This is a genomic window from Serratia sp. (in: enterobacteria) (assembly GCF_046715635.1).
Taxonomy (GTDB): Bacteria; Pseudomonadota; Gammaproteobacteria; order Enterobacterales; family Enterobacteriaceae; genus Chania.
This window is the reverse complement of sequence record NZ_JBKJYW010000061.1, coordinates 1-20603: the sequence shown is the minus strand read 5'-3', so window position 1 is coordinate 20603 and position 20603 is coordinate 1. Positions and strand designations below refer to the sequence as shown.

Genomic DNA, 20603 nt, shown 5'->3' with positions numbered 1-20603 from the left:
GGCTGGTACTGCGCAAATACGCGGTCCAGTGCGGCACGGTCGCAGATATCTACCTGCTCGAAAGCATAGCGCTCGTTGTCCGCCACACCCGCCAGCGACTCGAGGTTACCGGCATAGGTGAGCTTATCAACCACCACCACGCTGTCGCGGGTACCCTCGATGATGTGTCTTACTACGGCAGAGCCGATAAATCCGGCCCCGCCAGTGACCAAAATACGTTTCAACGCCAAACTCCTTTGGTGTCCACGATCCAGGACTGCTTAATCTCTTCCGGCCTGATCGCCTTGAATTCTTTATGATCGACCAGCATCACGATCACATCCGCCTGCTGTAAGGCCTCAGGCAATTTTTTCAGCGTAACGTGGCCCGCCAATGACTTCGGCAGTTGCTCAACGTTAGGCTCGACCGCCATGGTTTCACCCACGTGCCAATCGGCAATCAGGTGAGCCACTTCAACCGCCGGGCTTTCACGCAGGTCATCAATATTGGGTTTGAACGCCAAACCGAAGCAGGCAATCTTCACTTCTGAAGCGCGCTTGTTAGTCGCCGCCAGGCAATCTGCCACAGCCGCCTTGACGCGATCGACCACCCAGAGCGGTTTACCGTCGTTAACCAGGCGCGCGGTATGGATCAGACGAGCCTGCTGCGGGTTCTGCGCCACGATGAACCAAGGGTCAACGGCGATACAGTGCCCGCCCACGCCAGGGCCAGGTTGCAGAATGTTGACACGCGGATGGCGGTTAGCCAGGCGGATCAGTTCCCACACGTTGATACCCTGGTCGGCACAGATCAGCGAAAGCTCGTTGGCGAACGCGATATTAACGTCGCGGAAGCTGTTTTCCGTCAGTTTGCACATCTCGGCGGTGCGCGAGTTGGTGATCACACACTCACCTTCAAGGAAAATCTTGTACAGCGCGCTAGCGCGCTCGGAGCATTTTGGCGTCATCCCGCCGATCACGCGGTCATTCTGGATCAGCTCAACCATCACCTGCCCAGGCAGCACGCGCTCAGGGCAGTAGGCAATGTTCACATCGGCCTGCTCACCGGCATCCTGCGGGAAGCTCAGATCGCTACGCGCCTCTGCCAGCCACAGGGCCATCTGTTCGGTTGCGCCCACCGGTGAAGTGGACTCCAGGATCACCAGATCACCTTTTTTCAGTACCGGTGCCAATGACTTGGCGGCCGCTTCAACATAGGCCAGATCGGGTTCGTGATCCCCTTTGAACGGCGTTGGTACGGCGATCAGGAACGCATCGGCCGCTAGCGGTTTGTTCACTGCCTGCAGATAACCGCCTTCCACCGCTTCTTTTACCACGCGATCCAGATCGGGTTCGACGATGTGGATGGCACCGCGGTTAATGGTATCTACCGCATGCTGGTTAACATCTACGCCCACCACTTTTTTCTTGCGGGAAGCAAACGCCGCCGCCGTTGGCAAGCCGATATAACCCAGACCAATAACTGAAATAGTGTTAAAACTCATAGTGTCACCTGATGATTCTTTAAAGCTTCTAGGATACGTTGGCAGGCATGCCCGTCACCGTATGGGTTATGCGCCCGGCTCATGGCGTGGTATTCACCTTCATCGGTCAATAGCCGGGTTACCGCATCAACAATTTTAGCAACGTCCGTTCCCACCAACTGTACCGTGCCCGCATCTACCGCCTCAGGTCGTTCGGTGGTATCACGCATCACCAGCACCGGCTTACCCAGTGAGGGTGCCTCTTCCTGAATACCACCCGAATCGGTCAGGATCAGATAAGAGCGCGTCATCAGATAGACAAACGGCAGGTAATCCTGCGGATCGATCAGAATGACGTTATCGATACCCTTCAAAATGCGGTTGACTGGCTCGCTGACATTGGGATTGAGGTGCACCGGATAGACTACCTGTACCTCAGGATGCTGGCAGGCAATCTCGGCCAAGGCGCTACAAATGCGCTCGAACCCGCCACCGAAGCTTTCGCGGCGGTGACCGGTTACCAGGATCAGTTTTTTGTTGGCATCCAGGAAAGGATAGCGCTGGTCAAGGCTGGTGCGCAGTTCCGGATTGTGCATGATGCGATCCCGCACCCACAGCAGCGCATCAATCACGGTGTTGCCCGTGACGAAAATATGGTCATCCCGCAGCGATTCACGCAGCAGGTTCTGCCGTGAGTTTTCGGTTGGCGCAAAGTGGTACATCGCCAAATGCCCCGTCAACTTGCGGTTGGCCTCTTCAGGCCACGGAGAATAGAGATTACCGGTACGCAGACCCGCTTCCACATGCCCCACAGGGATACGTTGATAGAACGCAGCCAGGCTGGTCGCCATGGTGGTCGTTGTATCACCATGAACCAACACCACGTCTGGTTTGAATTCCTCCATTACGCCCTTCAACCCTTCCAGAATGCGGCAGGTGATTTCACTCAGCCCCTGGCCAGGTTTCATAATATTCAGGTCGTAATCCGGTACGATTTCAAACAAACGCAGTACCTGATCCAGCATCTCGCGATGCTGTGCCGTAACGCAGACTCTTGACTCAAAGGCATCATCCTGAGCCAGAGCATGTACCAGAGGTGCCATTTTGATGGCTTCCGGTCTGGTGCCAAAAACAGTCAACACTTTCACAGCGAATCTCTTTTGGTCGGTGAAGCGCAGGAGAACCTGCAAAGTTGGGCACTGAGTGCCCAACAGCGAAATTATTATATTATGGATTAACTACGTGGCCGGCGTACCAAGGCCACACCTGCACCAATCAGACCACCAATCGAGCCCCACATAATCAGCCAGAATACCCGACGTGGGCTATCACGCTTCACCGGCTCTTCAGGCGTACGTAAATAGCGGTAGGTCTGGAATTTGGCATCCAACGTTGGACCAACGTTCAAGGTTGCCAGCATCGCCCGGTTCTGATCGTAGCTCACATCGTAAGCCGGGCCAGAAGCCTGTAAACCTTCCAGACGGGCCTGCAGCATAGGTTTGCCCAGCAGGAACAGATCGGAGTCTGGCAGCTGTTCGGCTGGCGTATCGGTCTGCGTACGGCTAATCCCCTGCTGCTCGGCAATTTTCAGCGCCTGCTGCACGGTCTTGAGTTCACGCTGATACACCGCATCGGCTACCGCTTCCTGGCGTTTTACCTGTGCACTCATCGAGGTAGTACGTGCCGCCCAGGCTCCCTGGATCTCTTCGTTCAGATGCTGTGCCGCACGATGGCTGGCAAAGGCAACATACTGACGCAGCAGATGGTTGGAGTCTGGCGCAGTCTCGGCAGTGAGTTTCACGCTGTCATTCAGCACTTTTTTATCGTCGCGCGGCGTGAACTGGATATTGTTAATCAGGTCATCAAGCAACGCCGCGTCGGCACGGGCATCCCCTTCCTGGCGCTGCTTGTAGTAATCGCTTTGCAACCAGAAATCACGACGCGTGTCATAGGCGGCCAACTGCATGATAAATTCATTATAGGCTTCATCGGCGATGCCTGGCTGATCGCTGGCGACCGCAGGCAGCGTCCGCAGATCCAGATTACGCAGGAACTGCTGCTGAGAGTAATATCCCCCCAACGCATTCACCGTTGGCTTATCGGTGATCGCCGTGGCGCTCCATTCCTGTTTCACCAGGTAGGAAACGATCAGCGCGGCGGCAGCAAACAACACTGCGAAACCGATAATCCATTTTTTGCCGCGCCACAGGGTACAGCACAAACCGCGGATATCGAGTTCGTTATCGACTACCGGGGTATTCTTGTCAGATGTTGTTTCAGGATTCATCACTGCCCTAAAGCCTCAGGTTAAGGTACTTGCTTATTGTTCGTTGCATTGCGCAGGCGACGCTTGAGACGTTTGATATAACGCGCGACGCGCCATGCACGTTTAATGCAATAGCCATAGAAGAAGAATGCAAGCAAGAATAATGCCAACATAACCCATTCAGGAATAAAAGTCAGGCGTTCGCCTATCACGCCAATCGCCGCCAACAGTGCAGCTGCCAAGGTGATCAACACAAAGGCCTGACGAGGCGTAAAGCCCGCTCGCATAATCAAATGGTGGATGTGTTGACGGTCTGGCGAGAACGGGCTCATGCCCTTACGCAGACGGCGATACATGATGGCAATCATATCCATCAGCGGGATGGCGATAATCCACAGCGCGGTGACCGGCTTGATCGGATGATTTGGCCCTTGCGAACTTTGCACCAGTAGCCAGATGGCGGTAAAACCGATCAGCGTACTGCCGGCGTCCCCCATAAAGACTTTATAGCGACGACCAAGGATGCCAAGGTTGAGCAAAATATAGGGAACAATGGCCGCCAGCATGGCGAAGCACCAGAAGGCAAGCTCGCTATAGCCGCCTAGATACAGCAGGATCCCCATCGCGCCGAACGACACGCATGAGAGGCCGCCGAGCAGGCCATCGATGCCATCGACCATGTTAAAGGCGTTAATCGCCGCCCAAACGGCAAACAGCGTCACCAAATAGCCAAATGGCCCCAACTGCATTTCCCAGCCACCAAACACATAGCCAAGGCTGCGCAGATAAAGGCCGGCAAATACCATCATGGCAATGCCTACCAGCGCCTGAATAGTGGCGCGGATCTTGACGCTGATATCAAAGCGATCGTCCAGCGCCCCGACGAATACCAGGACACCGGCGCAGGTGAGGTAGAGTTTGCTGTGTGCAATCGTCTGGTCGGAGATCAGGAAGGCAAAACAGATGCCAGCGTAAACAGAAATCCCTCCCACCAGCGGGATCAGCCCCTGATGACGTTTGCGATAATTAGGCTTATCAACCAAACCAATAGATTTTGCTGCCTTGCGAGCAACAAATAAAAAAGCCAGAGAAAACAGAAAAACAAAAAGAATTTCAGTACTCATAGTGAGTAAGTTCACGGTTAACAAATCTCAGAAGAAGATTAGGCAGCTTAACATGGCTAACAAACCGCGCCACATGACCCAGCGACCTTTCAGTCATTTCCTATGACATAGGATCCACACTTATCAAAACCCAAGACGTGTCTTGCTTTAACGCATTAACGAGAAAACAGGCGCAAATAAGATGAGTTCTCAATAAGTCGTAAAAATAACTTACGTTCCTTTACTGTTACTCATCGTATCCGCCAAAAGCAAAAAACGCCACGACTAGGCGTGGCGTTCCTCGAATATTTTACTTCTTTATGAGCGTTTCATCATGTCGAAGAATTCATCGTTGGTTTTGGTCATCGCCAACTTGTTAATGAGGAACTCCATCGCGTCGATCTCGCCCATTGGGTGAATGATCTTGCGCAGGATCCACATCTTCTGTAGTTCTTCAGAGGTGGTGAGCAACTCTTCTTTACGCGTACCGGAACGGTTGTAATCGATAGCAGGGAAGACACGCTTCTCGGCGATTTTACGCGCCAGATGCAGCTCCATGTTACCCGTACCTTTAAACTCTTCGTAAATCACTTCGTCCATCTTCGAACCGGTATCGACCAGTGCGGTAGCGATGATGGTCAGGCTGCCGCCTTCCTCAACGTTACGAGCCGCACCGAAGAAACGCTTCGGACGATGCAGGGCGTTGGCATCCACACCACCGGTCAGCACTTTGCCTGAGGCAGGTACTACGGTGTTGTAGGCACGCGCCAGACGAGTGATGGAGTCCAGCAGGATGATCACGTCTTTTTTGTGTTCGACCAGGCGCTTGGCCTTCTCGATCACCATTTCGGCAACCTGTACGTGGCGAGAGGCGGGTTCGTCAAAGGTAGAAGCGATAACTTCGCCTTTTACCAGACGTTGCATCTCGGTCACTTCTTCCGGACGTTCGTCGATCAGCAGCACCATCAGCACGCAGTCTGGATGGTTGTAAGCGATGCTCTGCGCAATGTTCTGCAGCAGCATGGTTTTACCGGCTTTCGGCGGTGCCACAATCAGGCCACGCTGGCCACGACCGATTGGCGCAGCCAAATCCAGTACGCGAGCCGTCAGATCTTCGGTAGAACCGTTGCCGCGCTCCATACGCAAACGTGAGTTGGCGTGCAGTGGCGTCAGGTTTTCGAACAGGATCTTGTTACGGGCGTTTTCCGGTTTGTCGTAGTTAACTTCGTTAACTTTCAACAGGGCAAAATAGCGCTCGCCTTCTTTTGGCGGACGAATCTTACCGGAAATGGTGTCACCTGTGCGGAGGTTGAAGCGGCGGATTTGGCTGGGAGAAACGTAGATATCGTCGGGGCCTGCGAGGTAGGAACTGTCTCCGGAACGGAGGAAACCAAATCCATCCTGCAATATCTCCAGCACGCCATCACCGAAGATATCTTCTCCGCTTTTCGCATGTTGCTTGAGTATAGAGAAGATTATGTCCTGTTTGCGCAGGCGGGCCAGGTTTTCCAGCCCCATATTTTCGCCGAGAGTAATCAGCTCAGAAACCGGCGTATTCTTTAATTCGGTAAGATTCATAGTGGGGGTTCTTAAACTCGGGGTGTGTCTCGAACTAGTATCGTGAATGGTATGGCAGCGTGTTATACCCATAACCTTTCAAGCTACAACGTGAAATTCATAGGGTATGCGTGCCTGTTACTGGACGTTCGATCGCCGGGCTGCTTGGGCCGCCGCAGTAAGAAATGGCTTAGCTGGGGCGCACACGCTGACGGTTTAAGATCGAAGGTGCCTTAAAACTGATTTTTGTAAAACCGCTTGATCGTCAAAACACGGGCTCGGTTCACAGTGAAATGCTAGTGCCGATGGTTCAACGTAGAGTAATGCTTAGATTCTGACTCTTTAGATTTAATACTTATGGCAAGTTCAAAATGCAGTATGGTTAAACTTAACACGCTTCTTGGCAGGCGTCTAGCGGTGAATGAAAATCCCCCTCCAGACGCCCGTCACGGGGCTTCCCGCCCTAATTACAGATTCGCGTCCAGGAACTCTTTGAGCTGGCCCTTGGACAGCGCGCCGACCTTGGTCGCTGCCACTTCACCGTTCTTGAACAACAACAGCGTCGGGATACCGCGGATGCCATACTTAGGCGCGGTAAGCGGGTTTTGATCGATGTTCAGTTTGGTAATGGTCAGCTTGCCGGCGAACTCTTCGGCAATCTCGTCGAGGATCGGAGCAATCATCTTGCACGGACCACACCATTCAGCCCAGAAATCGACCAGGATTGGCCCTTCGGCTTTCAGCACATCGGAATCGAAGCTGTCGTCAGTCAGGTGAATAATTTTATCGCTCATGTTCTACTCCACAGGATTAGGTCTACCTTGTTGGTGTAGCATCAAACCAACTTGGGTGATTTTATTTCACCGCTTTTATTTCAACGGATATGCTTTCGTAAAGCAATAGTTAGCTGATATTCTACCACACTATGAGCAAAACACACTTGACCGAACAGAAGTTTTCCGACTTCGCCCTGCACCCGTTAGTCATTGAAGCCCTTGAGAAAAAAGGGTTTCACAACTGCACGCCCATCCAGGCGTTAGCATTGCCGCTCACCCTCAGTGGGCGCGACGTTGCAGGTCAGGCGCAAACCGGTACCGGAAAGACGCTGGCATTTTTAGCGTCTACTTTTCACTATTTGCTGTCCCACCCGGCGAAAGAAGGTCGCCAGACCAACCAGCCGCGCGCCTTGATCATGGCGCCTACGCGTGAACTGGCGGTGCAGATCCATTCCGATGCAGAAGCCCTGTCGCAGTCTACCGGGTTGAAGCTTGGCCTGGCCTACGGTGGCGATGGCTATGACAAACAGCTGAAAGTGCTGGAAAGCGGCGTGGATATCCTGGTGGGGACCACCGGTCGTTTAATCGACTACGCCAAACAGAATTATATCGACCTGGGTGCTATCCAGGTTGTGGTGCTCGATGAAGCCGACCGCATGTACGATCTGGGCTTTATCAAAGATATCCGCTGGCTGTTCCGCCGTATGCCTGCGGTCGATCAACGCCTGAACATGTTGTTCTCTGCCACCCTGTCCTATCGCGTTCGCGAACTGGCCTTTGAGCAGATGAACAATGCCGAATATGTGGAAGTTGAACCGGAACAGAAAACTGGCCACCGCATTCAGGAAGAGCTGTTCTACCCTTCCAACGAAGAAAAAATGCGCCTGCTGCAGACGCTGATCGAGGAAGAGTGGCCGGACCGCTGCATCATCTTCGCCAACACCAAGCACCGCTGTGAAGACATCTGGGGCCATCTGGCTGCCGACGGTCACCGCGTAGGCCTGTTGACCGGCGACGTGGCGCAGAAAAAACGCCTGCGTATTCTGGACGACTTCACCAAGGGTAATCTGGATATCCTGGTCGCCACCGATGTCGCCGCACGCGGCCTGCATATCCCGTTGGTGACTCACGTCTTCAACTACGATCTGCCGGACGACTGCGAAGACTACGTGCACCGCATTGGCCGTACTGGCCGCGCGGGCGAAAGCGGTCACTCCATCAGTCTGGCCTGTGAAGAGTACGCGCTTAACCTGCCAGCCATCGAAACCTATACCGGCCACAGCATTCCTGTGAGCAAGTACAATAGCGATGCGCTGATGAGCGATCTGCCTGCACCGAAGCGCCTGGTGCGCCCACGTGGCAACAACGGCCCGCGCCGTAACTCTTCTGCGCCACGTCGTGGTGGTGCGCCGCGTAACAACCGTAAACGTTCGGGCTAATAGACGACTATGCCAGGTTCCAGCACCCTCTATGCCGCCATCGATCTGGGTTCCAACAGTTTCCATATGTTGGTGGTACGTGAGGTGGCTGGCAGTATCCAGACGCTGGCCCGCATCAAGCGCAAAGTGCGCCTGGCGGCCGGGCTGGATCAGCACAATCACCTGTCACAGGAAGCCATGCAGCGCGGCTGGCAATGTCTGCGGCTGTTCTCGGAACGCCTGCAGGATATCCCACGCGATCAAATTCGGGTCGTCGCCACCGCAACGTTACGCCTGGCCAACAACGCGGCTGAATTCCTGCAAACCGCCGAAACCCTCCTTGGTTGCCCCGTTCAGGTCATCAGCGGCGAAGAAGAAGCCCGCCTGATCTACCACGGCGTCGCCCACACTACTGGCGGCCCAGACCAGCGACTGGTGGTCGATATTGGGGGTGGCAGCACGGAATTGGTCGCCGGTACGGGTGCGCAGGCCGCACAGCTGTATAGCCTTTCGATGGGTTGTGTCACCTGGCTCGAGCGCTTCTTCAGCGATCGCAATCTGGAGCGGGATAACTTCGAAGCCGCCGAACAGGCCGCGCGTGAAATGGTGCGGCCGATCGCCCCACAACTTCGTCAACATGGCTGGCAGATTTGTGTCGGCGCCTCCGGTACCGTGCAAGCGCTACAGGAAATCATGGTGGCGCAGGGGATGGACGAACGTATTACCCTGCCCAAACTGCGGCAGCTAAAACAGCGAGCCATCCAGTGTGGCAAACTGGAAGAGCTGGAAATCGAAGGGCTGACGCTGGAACGTGCCTTGGTGTTCCCAAGCGGCCTGTCGATACTGCTGGCCATTTTCCAGGAACTGGGCATCGAAAGCATGACGCTGGCCGGTGGCGCTCTGCGCGAAGGGCTGGTGTATGGCATGCTGCATCTGCCGGTCGAGCAGGATATCCGCAGCCGCACGTTGCGTAACCTGCAACGCCGTTACCTGCTGGATATCGCTCAGGCCGAACGCGTCAGCCAGTTGGCCGCGAACTTCTGTTTACAGACCACCAACGAATGGCATTTGGATACGCGATGTCGCGAGCTACTGCATGCGGCCTGCCTGATCCACGAAATCGGCCTGAGCGTCGATTTCAAACAGGCTCCTCAACATGCCGCCTATCTGGTCAGTCATCTTGATTTACCCGGCTTTACCCCAGCACAGAAAAAACTGTTAGCCACGCTGCTGCAAAACCAGAGCAATGCCCTCGATCTGCCACTGTTGAGCCAACAGAATGCCGTGCCGCCCCGTGTGGCACAGCGTATGTGTCGTCTGTTACGTCTGGCCATCATCTTTGCCAGCCGCCGCCGTGACGATACCCTGCCTGCGGTACGCCTGCGCGCCAATGATGAAGAGTTGCATGTGATTTTGCCGCACGGCTGGTTGGAGCGACATCCGCTGCGCGCAGAGGCGCTGGATCAGGAAAGCCACTGGCAGAGCTATGCCCACTGGCCACTGTTTTTGGAAGAGCAGTCTTAAAAACGCTCCTGCCTCAGCTACCGCCCTTGGCCTTGGCCAACATCGCCTTCACACTGGCCAAATGGCTCTGGCCTTTTTCCATCCGCTCCTGCGGGCTAACCACCTTGCGTTCCGACTCCCAGGCCAGATCGTCCTGCGGCAGTTCCAACAGAAAACGGCTAGGCTCCGGGCGCACCAACTCGCCGTATTGGCGACGTTCGCGGCACAGGGTGAAAATCAGCTCTTTCTGGGCGCGAGTGATCCCCACATAGGCCAAACGCCGCTCTTCATCGACATTATCCTCATCGATGCTGCTCTGATGCGGCAATAACCCCTCCTCCATCCCCACCAGGAATACATAGGGGAACTCCAATCCCTTGGAAGCATGTAGCGTCATCAGTTGCACCTGATCCAGCTCTTCATCGCTTTCACCACGCTCCATCATGTCACGCAACGTAAAGCGCGTGACCACCTGGGTCAGCGTCATCGGTTCGTCCAGATCGTTGCCTTCCAACATCTCGGTCATCCAGCCAAACAGCGTGTTGACGTTTTTCATGCGCATTTCGGCCGCTTTCGGGCTGGGCGAAGTTTCAAACAACCAGCTTTCATAGTCGATGCCGCGGATCAGATCGCGCACGGCTGCCACCGGCTCACGCTCCACCATCTGGATGATACCTTCCATCCAATGGGTAAAACGCTGCAACGACTCCAGCCCTCGGCCAGTCAGATACTGGCCAAGGCCGAGGTCAAAACTGGCGCGGAACAGGCTCTTGTTACGCTGATTGGCCCACTCCCCCAGCTTCTGCAACGTCGCCGGACCGATTTCCCGCTTCGGCGTATTGACGATGCGCAGGAAGGCGCTGTCATCATCCTGGTTGGTCAGCACCCGCAGATAAGCCAGCAAGTCCTTGATTTCCGGGCGTGAGAAGAACGACGTGCCGCCAGAAATCTTGTACGGTATGCGGTTCTGCATCAGCATTTTTTCAAACACCCGCGACTGGTGGTTTCCGCGATAGAGGATCGCATAGTCGCCGTAATTGGTTTTCTTCACAAAGTGATGGGCGATCAGTTCCCCCACCACCCGTTCGGCCTCGTGATCTTCATTGTTGGCCGTGACCACCTTCAACTCTTCGCCATAGCCCAGTTCGGAGAACAGGCGTTTTTCAAATACGTGCGGGTTGTTGGCAATCAGGATGTTGGCGGCCTTCAGGATACGTTCGCTGGAACGGTAGTTCTGCTCCAGCTTGATCACCTGCAACGCCGGGAAATCTTCCTGTAACAGCACCAGGTTCTGCGGACGCGCACCGCGCCAGGAGTAAATTGACTGATCGTCATCCCCCACCACGGTAAAGCGTGCGCGGTTACCCACCAGCAGTTTTACCAGTTCGTACTGGCTGGTGTTGGTGTCCTGATATTCATCCACCAGCAGATAGCGAATACGGTTCTGCCAGCGCTCGCGCACCTCCTCATTACGCTGTAGCAACAAGGTGGGCAACAGGATCAGATCGTCAAAATCCAGGACGTTACAGGCCCTCATATGGTCGTGATACAGCCCGTAGCAGTGGGCGAACAGCTTGTCCCGCTCGGAGCGCGCCAGCCCCATTGCCCGTTGCGGATCCACCAGATCGTTCTTCCAGTTGGAAATGGTCGAAATCAGCTGTGCCACCAGAGTTTTGTCGTTTTCCAGCCACTTCTCGGTCAGTTCCTTCAGCAACGCGAGCTGGTCCTGATCGTCAAACAGCGAGAAGTTGGACTTCATTCCCAGCGAGGCGTATTCGCGTTTGATCACTTCCAACCCCAGCGTGTGGAAGGTTGAGATCATCAGGCCACGCGACTCTTTGCGCCCCATGGTTTGCGCCACACGCTCTTTCATCTCCCGCGCCGCCTTGTTGGTAAAGGTTACGGCGGCAATATGCCGGGCCTGATAGCCACATTGGTGGATCAGGTGGGCGATTTTATTGGTGATCACACGCGTTTTGCCGGAACCGGCACCGGCCAGCACCAGGCAAGGCCCGGTAACGAATTCGACGGCTTGTTGTTGGCTGGGGTTTAATCGCATGGCGCTTTATTGCTCAATATTGGTGTGCTGGGGGAGAAGGATTGTAGCAGAAAGCGCCGCTCAGATTTATACCCGTCGCCTTTCAAGTTGTAGCGTTGTTACCTGCGATCGTAAACCCCAGTCACTTATCGAAAATAAGCTCCTGGGGATTTACGCTCTTGTCGCCTAGCTACAACTCGAAATTCATAGGATAAAACAGGTATAATGGCGAAAAATTCTGCATGACGGTAATGGAAAAATAATGGCAAAGACCGCTAGCGCGCTGCACATTCTGGTGGATAACGAAACGCTGGCCAACGAACTGTTGGCCAAACTCAAGCGCGGCGTCAGCTTTGATACGCTGGCGCGCAAATACTCGAGCTGCCCGTCCAAACGCAACGGCGGCTCCCTGGGTGAGTTCAACAAGGGGACTATGGTCGCTGCCTTCGATAAGGCGGTGTTCAGCATTCCGTTGCTCAAGCCCTATGGCCCGGTGAAAACCCAGTTCGGCTATCACATCATCAAGGTGCTGTATCGCAACTAGGGCCCTCACCCTAACCCTCTCCCACAGGGAGAGGGGACCGATCGAGCTAGCAATCAGCTAAAGAAAATTACCTGACCACGGCACCAAATCAGATCCCTTTTACGTGGGAACAGAACGATCACAATACCGTACCAGCTCCCTTCACGTAGGGAACATATCTATCACAGTACATGACCACCACACCGGACCAGCTCCCTCTCCCTGTGGGAGAGGGTTGGGGTGAGGGGTCAATGATTACTGTGCGCTGGCTTCCGGTGCTGTGGTAGCCGCGTCCGCCGGTTTTGGCTCTTCGCTCACCACGGCCGGTGCTGGCGCCATGATGCCGTTATAGGTTTCCTGTAGCTGCTTCATATTCATCTCCGGCTCCCCCTTCGGCTGTAACAGCACCAAGGTGGCATCCTGCGACAGTTGCAGCTTCAGCTCCTGGTTCAGCGATTCCAGCGTCAGCGACGACAAGAAGGCCTGACGCAGCTTCTGGTATTGCTCGGGAGCGATGTCCACCACGCCACTTTGCTGTGAACGCAGACGTTGGCTCATCAGCACGTCGGTGTCGGTGCGGGCATAGGTGGCAAACAGTTTGCTCAACTGATCGGTTTTCTGTGCCAGCAAGGCATTGTACTCATCCTGAGACAGGCCGTTGTTACGCACATTGACCAATTCGCGGGCAATGAAGGCCAGGCCGTTGTTCAGATTGTCATTCGGTGAATTCAGGTGGATCGCACACTGGGCGCGTTGATACTGCACGCGGCAATCGAAGCCCAGCTTGATATTCTTCTGATCGCTCTTTTGCAGCACCTGCTGAATGTGCCAGAACAGGGCTTCACGGGCCATATCACTGCGCCAGTAACGGCTCAGGCTTTGCGAATCGCGAATCGGATGCCATGGCGTATCCCACATGATTGACAGCGTATCCTGCTTCACCTGATCGCTGATCAGGCTGACTGGCTGCTGTGGCAGTGGAGTCAGGGTTGGCATGGTTGCCGGTGTTTCACGCTTGCCTTGAAGAGGCGAGAACGCTTTGTTGATCTGCTCACTCAGGCTGCGGCTTTCAACTTTACCCACCACGTATAACGTCATGGCGTCCGGGGTATACCACTGCTGATAAAATTTCTGCAACTGCTCGATATTGACTGGCCGCTTTACCGGCTGACCCGGATCGTGTGCCAGTAGCGTTGAGCCTTTCAGGCGATAACGCCACCAGGTGTCTTTGGGATTCGGCGGGAAGGTACCGATAGGATCCATATTGGCGTTCATCACCGCTTCTACCGTTGGCTCATCAATGGCCAACTTGCCCGTGGTATCCGCCAACCAGGCCAGCGCTTCTTTCAACAGATCGGGGCGATTATTGGGCAGGCTCAGGTTGTAAATGGTGAAATCATAAGAGCTGATGGCTGGCGGCAATGGCCGTTCACTGTCCACGCTCTGTTGCCACAACGACTGTAGCTGCGGCTGGGTAAAACTCTCGCTGCGCGTAATCGCAATACGCGGCAGCAAATGAGCAAAACCGATCTGCTGGGCAGACTCCACCAGCGACCCGGTATTGACCATCAAGCGTAACTCAACGCGATCGCTCGGGCGCTGTGGTGTATCAAGGATCTGCCAAGAAAAACCGTTATTCAGCTGCCCCTGCTGCCAGGCAGGATCAGGTTGTAGTGCTTCAGCGTGCACGCTACCGTTGGCCGCAACCAACAGCAGCCCACCCACTAAAAGACGAATTCTGGTGCCCTGCATGTGAACCCCTACTTAATGACTAGCCAATTTTTTATGCAAATACGGATATTCCGCTCACTGGAATATAAGGCATCGTCTCGCCACGATGCTGACGAGTACGGCCTGAACTGTGCGTGGCACAGCAACAATCACACCCTGAATTTCACCGTCGGGCAGAAAGCGCAAAGTGTACCATTCTGTTAGACCGCGCGCCTTGGCGGATGTCACTCATCACAGTGAAAAATAATAGCTGTAGGGTGTTATGGAGAAAAAATGAACAATAAGCAAGGGGGAATGACATCGGCTGCCAGTGGCAGCCGATGTTGAGGGTAGGAAAAAACTTAGGCAGAAGGCAGCTGTTTGTCAGTAGAAACCTTTCCTGTTTTGTTGTTCAGCACATCTTGCAGCTGTTTTTCATCCAGTTGGTTACACCATTTGGCCACCACTACCGTCGCCACGCCGTTACCTACCAGGTTGGTCAAGGCACGGGCTTCGGACATAAAGCGGTCGATACCGAGGATCAGAGCCAGGCCGGCCAATGGTAAATGCCCTACCGCCGAAATGGTCGCTGCCAGTACGATAAAGCCACTACCGGTCACCCCTGCCGCCCCTTTAGAGGAGAGCAGCAGCACCACCAACAAGGTCACCTGATGCATGATGTCCATATGGGTGTTGGTTGCCTGGGCGATAAACACCGCCGCCATTGTCAGATAGATCGAGGTACCGTCAAGGTTGAACGAGTAGCCCGTCGGGATCACCAGGCCTACCACCGATTTCTTGCACCCCAGATTTTCCATTTTATCGAGCATGCGTGGCAGCACTGATTCGGAAGACGAGGTCCCCAGTACGATCAACAGCTCTTCTTTGATATAGCGAATAAATTTGAAGATGCTGAAGCCGTTGTAGCGAGCAATCGAGCCCAGTACCACTACCACAAACAGTAAGCAGGTGACATAGAAGCAGACAATCAGTTGGCCCAGTTGCAGCAGGGTGCCCACACCGTATTTACCGATAGTGAACGCCATGGCACCAAAGGCCCCCAGCGGAGCCAGGCGCATGATCATATTGATGATGCCGAAAATTACGCGGGAGAAGCTGTCGATGACGTTAAAGATCACCTGGCCTTTCTCACCCAGGCGATGCAGGGCAAAACCGAACAGCACCGCAAACAGCAGCACCTGCAAGATGTTGCCGCTGGCAAAGGCACCCACCACGCTACCCGGGATAATATCCAACAGGAAAGGCACGAGCCCCTGCTCAGAAGCCTTCTCGGCATAGACCGCCACCGCTTTAGCATCCAACGTTCCCGGATCGACGTTCATCCCGGCACCTGGTTGCACTACGTTAACAATCACCAGGCCGATCAGCAGCGCAATGGTACTAACGATTTCGAAGTACAGCAGAGCAATCGCCCCGGTACGGCCCACGGCCTTCATGCTCTCCATGCCCGCGATGCCGGTCACCACGGTACAGAAGATCACCGGAGCGATAATCATTTTGATTAATTTAACAAATCCATCGCCCAGGGGTTTCATCTGGGCACCAAGGTCAGGGTAGAAATGGCCAAGCAGGATCCCCAGCGTAATCGCTGTTAACACCTGAAAATAGAGGCTCTTAAATATAGTTGTTTTCATTAGCACATCCTTTGGGGGGGGACAACGCGGCAGGCGGACAATCACTCGTCCGTCCTGTTTACCGCTTGCGCGGAAAATAACACCCCCATAACAACATGGAAATAACTTGTTGGAGGGATCCAGGCCTATTGGTGTGAATTTAAGAGCTGAAACGCGTCAGTCAATGTACAAGTTCCAACGTTACGGAAGCTTTTCTCTGTATTAACTCAGATTAAGTAGCGCTAGAAACTAGTTTTTGACTGAGCAATAAAACCGACTCTCCCGCCCGAAAAGTACCCGGCGGGAGGATAAAAACTCAGCGCCAGATAAACCAGGCGAACAGGCTCACCACCAGTACGCAGAGTATGTTCAGCCAGAAACCGACCTTGACCATTTCACTTTGCCGGATTTCCCCGGTGCCATAGACAATGGCATTCGGCGGGGTCGCCACCGGCAACATAAAGGCGCAGGAAGCTCCGATGCCAATCACAATGGTCAGCAGTGCCGAAGGCATCCCCAAAGCCTCGGCAACCGTGGCAAACACCGGCACCAGCAGCGCCGCGCTGGCGGTATTACTGGTAAATTCGGTCAGGAAGATGATGAAGGTCGCCACGGCCAGAATGATAATAAACCAGTGGCTGGCACCAAACAGCGTTGCCATGCCGTGCGCCATCACGGCGCTAGCCCCTGAATCTCTCAGGATCACGCTCAACGTTAGCCCGCCGCCGAACAGCATCAGCACTCCCCACTCGGTGTTCTGCTGGATTTGCGCCCAACTGGCCACCCCGCTGATCCCGATCAATACCGCAGCACCTACCGCCACCACGGTATCAAACTGCTTCAATCCTCCCAGGGCAGCGCTGATATGGCTGCTGAAAATCCAGCACACCACAGTGAGCAGAAAGATACCGAGCGTCATCTGGCGTGCTGGCGTCCAGGGGAAGCTTTCCAGTTTGATTTCAAAACGGTGGCTCAGTTTTGGCCGCAGCATGACATAAAGTGTGGCCACCATCAGCGGCATTAATACCAGCATCACCGGCACACCAAACTTCATCCAGCCGATGAAATCCAACCCCAACTGGGCCGCCGCGATAGCATTGGGCGGGCTGCCAACCATGGTACCCAGCCCACCAATGCTGGCGCTGTAGGCAATACCCAATAGCAGGAAGACGTAGGTGTTATGTTCACGTTGACGATCCAGATTACTCAGGATGCCCATCGCCAACGGCAGCATCATGGCCGCGGTGGCGGTGTTGCTGATCCACATGGAAAGCAGAGCAGTGGCGCCAAACAGCATTAGGGCAGCCACCAGCATCCGCCCTTGGGCAAGCAGCAGCAGCCGGTTGGCGATCAGCCGGTCTATCTTCTGGATATGCAATGCGGTAGCCAAGGCAAAACCACCGAAGAACAGGAAAATGGTGGGGTTGGCAAAGGAGGCCAGCGCCTTATCCACATTCATCATGCCCATCCCTACCGCCATAATGGGAACCAGCAACGCGGTAATGGTGACGTGCACGGCCTCGGTAAGCCACAGAATGCCGATAAACATCAGCAGGGCCAGACCCATATTCTCCTTGGCACTAAACGGCAGAGTTTGCAGTAGAACCACAAACAGCAACAGGTCTGCCACCAGGATATACAGGCCCCTACGGGTGGCGGGTGATGAAGTGGAAGATTTAAGTGGTATATCAGCCATGAGGTCGTTCCCTCTACTCTACGATCCTGAATTTACGGATAGGGTAAAGGGAATGGCTTGTGCGGTTGAGATAAAGATCTGATTTATGTGAACATTAACACATTAGAAACAAATTTCACTGCCGGTTTTTCCACGGAGGTCACGCTTTGGCAACAGAGGCAAACTGCGCCTCAAACTCCTTACGGGGCAATGGCTTGGCAAACAGGAAACCCTGACCAGTACGAATGCCGTGCTGTAACAACCACTCTCGCTGCACGGCGGTTTCCACCCCTTCCGCCATCACTGGCAGGTTAAGCACCTCGGAAATCGAGCTGATAATCCGCACCATCGCATCGTCTTCTGGCAGGCCATCAATAAAGCTTTTGTCGATTTTAATCAGATCGATCGGCAGAGATTTGAGACGATTGAGGTAATTCAGGCTGGCATAGCCCATGCCAAAATCATCCAGGGCGATCGACACGCCTAAATCATGCAATTCCCGTAGCAATTCCAGCGCCCTGTCAAGGTCGTGGATACGTACCGTCTCAGTGATTTCCAGCAACAGCTTATGCGGGTCGATCTGGTGCTCGTCCAGCAGCCGTTTCAGGTGAGGCACAAAGTCTTGATGCTGCAGCTGGATTGGCGAAATATTTACTGCCAACGGTAACGTGATGCCCTGGGATTGCCACGCGGCCAGGATACGGCATGACTCTTCCATCACCCAGTTACCCAGGGGCACAATCACGCCCAACTCCTCCGCCAGCGGGATCACCTCCGCCGGGAGGATCACCTGTCCGTCGGGCAGTTGCCAACGCAGCAGGGCTTCCGCGCCGGTCACCTGATTGGTTTGCATGTCCCACTGAGGTTGCAGGAACAGTGCGAACTGACGTTGCTCCAAGGCCTGCAGGATTTCGCTTTCCTGCGTCAGACGCTTTTGGGTTTTTTCGGTCAGGCAAGGCTCGAAGAACAGGATCTGATTTTTACCTTCACGATGCGCCGACATCATGGCCGAGGTGGCACTACGCAGCAGTTGCTCCGCACTTTCCCCCGGATTTGGGTAATGGGCAATACCAATACTGGCGCTTGGCCGCAGCTGCATTTTCTGTTGCAGGTTCAGCGGCGCATTAATGGCGGCCATCACTCTTCTGGCCAACTGCATGGCGTGAATGGGCTGCTCGGTATTTTTCGCCAGGATGGCAAACTCGGCATCGCTCAGCTGTGCCAGCACGCAGTCCGCACCGATCACCTGACGCAGCTTTTTCGCCAGCGTCAGTAACAGCGCTTCACGCATTGACGGGTTGAGCACGCCGGAAGCTTCATGCAGGGTTTCGATACCCACCACCAGCAGATTAAAGCGCGGCGGCCGCATACTGGCAGCAATATGCTGTTCCAGCAGCGCAGCAAACAGCACCGGGTTGGGTAATTCGGTCATCGAGTTATGGGTACTGAGGCGGTTCATGGCGGTATGCGCCTTGGCCAGAGTTTGCTGGTTGCGGTTGTAATTGCGTACCAATAAGCCTAATTCATCGTCCTGATGTTGGGTAGGCAACATCAGTTGGTGGTAAGGGATATCTTCCTGAGAGACATTTTCCAGCTCGCGCGCCATGGCTCGTAACGGATAAACCAGCAACCGGTTCATGCACCAACTGACAGAGATCGACAGGATCAGCGCCAACAGCAGATAGGTCGACAGCATGGTCGATAGCGTGCTGAGAATAAACTGGTACATGCGGTACGAATCGGCCTGCAACACCAGATAGGCTAGCGGCTGAGGATTGGCAGGCACCCGCTGCAGTGAATAGAGCGGCACCGAAATCTGTACCGGCAGCTCAAAGATACGCGCCACTAACGCAGGGACCGGGCGTTCCGGCGGAAAATTGGCATGCAGCGCCTGAAACTCGTTCGGCAGCACGATATCCGCTCGGGTGAGGATCCCCACCGGCAGCAGAGAGTTGAGCACGCGTTTGGTTTCCGGCACATCCATCCGCAACACGGCTTCTGCCAGAGGCTGGCGCACAGCTTGGGCCACATTCTCCAGTTGCTGGGCATAGTCATCCCTGCGCTGCTGCACAAAGTGGAATAACTGGATCACGATGAAGATACAGATCGTCACCAGTGCCACACCAGACACCGCTGCCATCTGCTTAATCGTTAATGAACGCCTGACCCGCAAAAACCTGTACCTCTAGATTTGGCTGAAAAACAAAAACAACGGAAAGAGAGTAATGACGCCCTCACCCTACCCCTCCCCCACGGGAGCTTAGCCCTGTGCCTGACAGCAGCTCCGTATCAGCGCCTGCAAAGAGGTGCTGGGATAAGGGGAAATAATGCTTGCTGGATAAGCGGCTTGAGTATACTCGATTGCCTCACGTGTTTACCTTACCAACCGCTTGGTGGCAGCGGGAAAAGCGCGGGTTTCGGTATTATCCTAGCCGGAACAGTCACAGGGTAGCAAAACTACCCTGTGGGCGACACCACGAATCGACCATTTCACGTTACTTGAAGTCGGCGTAAGGCGTCAGCGGCTGCGGTGGCAGATCGAGATCGCCCTGCCAACCGGCGAGCGAGTAACGCAGATAAATCAACGCATGGCTCGGGGTATAGTCTTTTGCCTGCTGAATATCGATACCGGCCCCCAGCGTCCAATGTGAACTGAGGCGGCGTTCGATCAGGGCTCGCAGCGTGTAGCCCACGCCGGAGGAGGAGCCACCGCTTTCCACTGCGTCCTTGTCTGGCAGGGAGTCTGGGATCAGCCCTTGCAGGGGATAACGTTTTTCATCGTTGGTTTTCGAGTGCGAGATCGACACCGAGCCCCCGACTTCCCACGACCAGTTTTCCGTGCGCTGGCGATAGTTCACCGGCACCGCCAGCGAAACATATTGCTGCGGGCTGTAATAGCCCCCCTGCCCAAGGGAGTAACCGCTCAAGTCCTTCTGAT

16 protein-coding genes are annotated in these 20603 nt (G+C 54.7%); 3 read left to right on the top strand and 13 right to left on the bottom strand.

The annotated features are described in order from the left end of the window. From ACLQ7H_RS03150 to trxA, 7 genes are all read right to left on the bottom strand, one after another. On the bottom strand, positions 1 to 224 hold a 224-nt coding region (locus tag ACLQ7H_RS03150), incomplete at its 3' end, for an NAD-dependent epimerase/dehydratase family protein (protein ID WP_411751415.1). Further along, positions 221 to 1483, bottom strand: coding sequence for a UDP-N-acetyl-D-mannosamine dehydrogenase (gene wecC / locus ACLQ7H_RS03145; protein ID WP_411751414.1), 1263 nt, complete (start codon positions 1481 to 1483; stop codon positions 221 to 223). The genes wecC and ACLQ7H_RS03150, both read right to left, overlap by 4 nt. Next, the gene (gene wecB / locus ACLQ7H_RS03140) at positions 1480 to 2610 is read right to left on the bottom strand and encodes a non-hydrolyzing UDP-N-acetylglucosamine 2-epimerase (protein ID WP_411751413.1); all 1131 of its coding nucleotides are present in this window, start codon (positions 2608 to 2610) and stop codon (positions 1480 to 1482) included. The genes wecC and wecB overlap by 4 nt, the downstream gene beginning before the upstream one ends. Before the next feature lie 86 nt (positions 2611 to 2696). Beyond that, complete coding sequence (gene wzzE, locus ACLQ7H_RS03135) at positions 2697 to 3749, bottom strand: ECA polysaccharide chain length modulation protein (RefSeq protein WP_411751412.1); 1053 nt, start codon at positions 3747 to 3749, stop codon at positions 2697 to 2699. Between the two features lie 20 nt (positions 3750 to 3769). Then, positions 3770 to 4867: a UDP-N-acetylglucosamine--undecaprenyl-phosphate N-acetylglucosaminephosphotransferase gene (wecA, locus tag ACLQ7H_RS03130; RefSeq protein ID WP_411751411.1), complete on the bottom strand. Its 1098-nt coding sequence runs from the start codon at positions 4865 to 4867 to the stop codon at positions 3770 to 3772. Positions 4868 to 5149: 282 nt separating this feature from the next. Next, positions 5150 to 6409, bottom strand: coding sequence for a transcription termination factor Rho (rho, locus tag ACLQ7H_RS03125; RefSeq protein ID WP_021181558.1), 1260 nt, complete (start codon positions 6407 to 6409; stop codon positions 5150 to 5152). A gap of 446 nt (positions 6410 to 6855) precedes the next feature. Continuing rightward, a complete protein-coding gene (gene trxA / locus ACLQ7H_RS03120) occupies positions 6856 to 7182 on the bottom strand; it encodes a thioredoxin TrxA (protein ID WP_021181559.1) in 327 nt (108 codons plus the stop codon). Between the two features lie 131 nt (positions 7183 to 7313). Here trxA and rhlB point away from each other — a divergent pair, with 131 nt between their 5' ends. Then, positions 7314 to 8603: an ATP-dependent RNA helicase RhlB gene (rhlB, locus tag ACLQ7H_RS03115; protein ID WP_411751410.1), complete on the top strand. Its 1290-nt coding sequence runs from the start codon at positions 7314 to 7316 to the stop codon at positions 8601 to 8603. A 9-nt stretch (positions 8604 to 8612) separates the two neighbouring features. Continuing rightward, positions 8613 to 10106: an exopolyphosphatase gene (gene ppx, locus ACLQ7H_RS03110; RefSeq protein WP_411751409.1), complete on the top strand. Its 1494-nt coding sequence runs from the start codon at positions 8613 to 8615 to the stop codon at positions 10104 to 10106. 13 nt (positions 10107 to 10119) lie between these two features. Here ppx and rep read toward each other — a convergent pair whose 3' ends face one another. Further along, on the bottom strand, positions 10120 to 12144 hold the full coding sequence (gene rep / locus ACLQ7H_RS03105) for a DNA helicase Rep (protein ID WP_411751408.1): 2025 nt from the start codon (positions 12142 to 12144) through the stop codon (positions 10120 to 10122). A 241-nt stretch (positions 12145 to 12385) separates the two neighbouring features. On the opposite strand from rep, the gene ppiC reads away from it, so the two are divergent. Continuing rightward, positions 12386 to 12667 (top strand): peptidylprolyl isomerase PpiC, encoded by a 282-nt coding sequence (gene ppiC, locus ACLQ7H_RS03100; protein WP_021181563.1) that lies wholly within the window; start codon positions 12386 to 12388, stop codon positions 12665 to 12667. A gap of 234 nt (positions 12668 to 12901) precedes the next feature. Here the strand turns inward: ppiC and ACLQ7H_RS03095 are convergent, their stop codons facing one another. From ACLQ7H_RS03095 to ACLQ7H_RS03075, 5 genes are all read right to left on the bottom strand, one after another. Further along, positions 12902 to 14398, bottom strand: a complete 1497-nt coding sequence (locus tag ACLQ7H_RS03095) for a M16 family metallopeptidase (RefSeq protein ID WP_411751407.1) — start codon at positions 14396 to 14398, stop codon at positions 12902 to 12904. A gap of 320 nt (positions 14399 to 14718) precedes the next feature. Then, positions 14719 to 16011 carry a dicarboxylate/amino acid:cation symporter gene (locus ACLQ7H_RS03090; protein WP_411751406.1) on the bottom strand — a complete coding sequence of 431 codons (1293 nt, stop codon included), beginning with the start codon at positions 16009 to 16011 and terminating at the stop codon, positions 14719 to 14721. A 295-nt stretch (positions 16012 to 16306) separates the two neighbouring features. Beyond that, positions 16307 to 17686, bottom strand: a complete 1380-nt coding sequence (locus tag ACLQ7H_RS03085) for a DASS family sodium-coupled anion symporter (RefSeq protein WP_411751405.1) — start codon at positions 17684 to 17686, stop codon at positions 16307 to 16309. A gap of 139 nt (positions 17687 to 17825) precedes the next feature. Then, positions 17826 to 19838 carry a biofilm formation regulator HmsP gene (hmsP, locus tag ACLQ7H_RS03080; RefSeq protein ID WP_411751404.1) on the bottom strand — a complete coding sequence of 671 codons (2013 nt, stop codon included), beginning with the start codon at positions 19836 to 19838 and terminating at the stop codon, positions 17826 to 17828. A gap of 322 nt (positions 19839 to 20160) precedes the next feature. Beyond that, positions 20161 to 20603 (bottom strand): cellulose synthase subunit BcsC-related outer membrane protein (locus ACLQ7H_RS03075; RefSeq protein WP_411751403.1); only part of this gene is annotated, 443 nt, incomplete at its 5' end.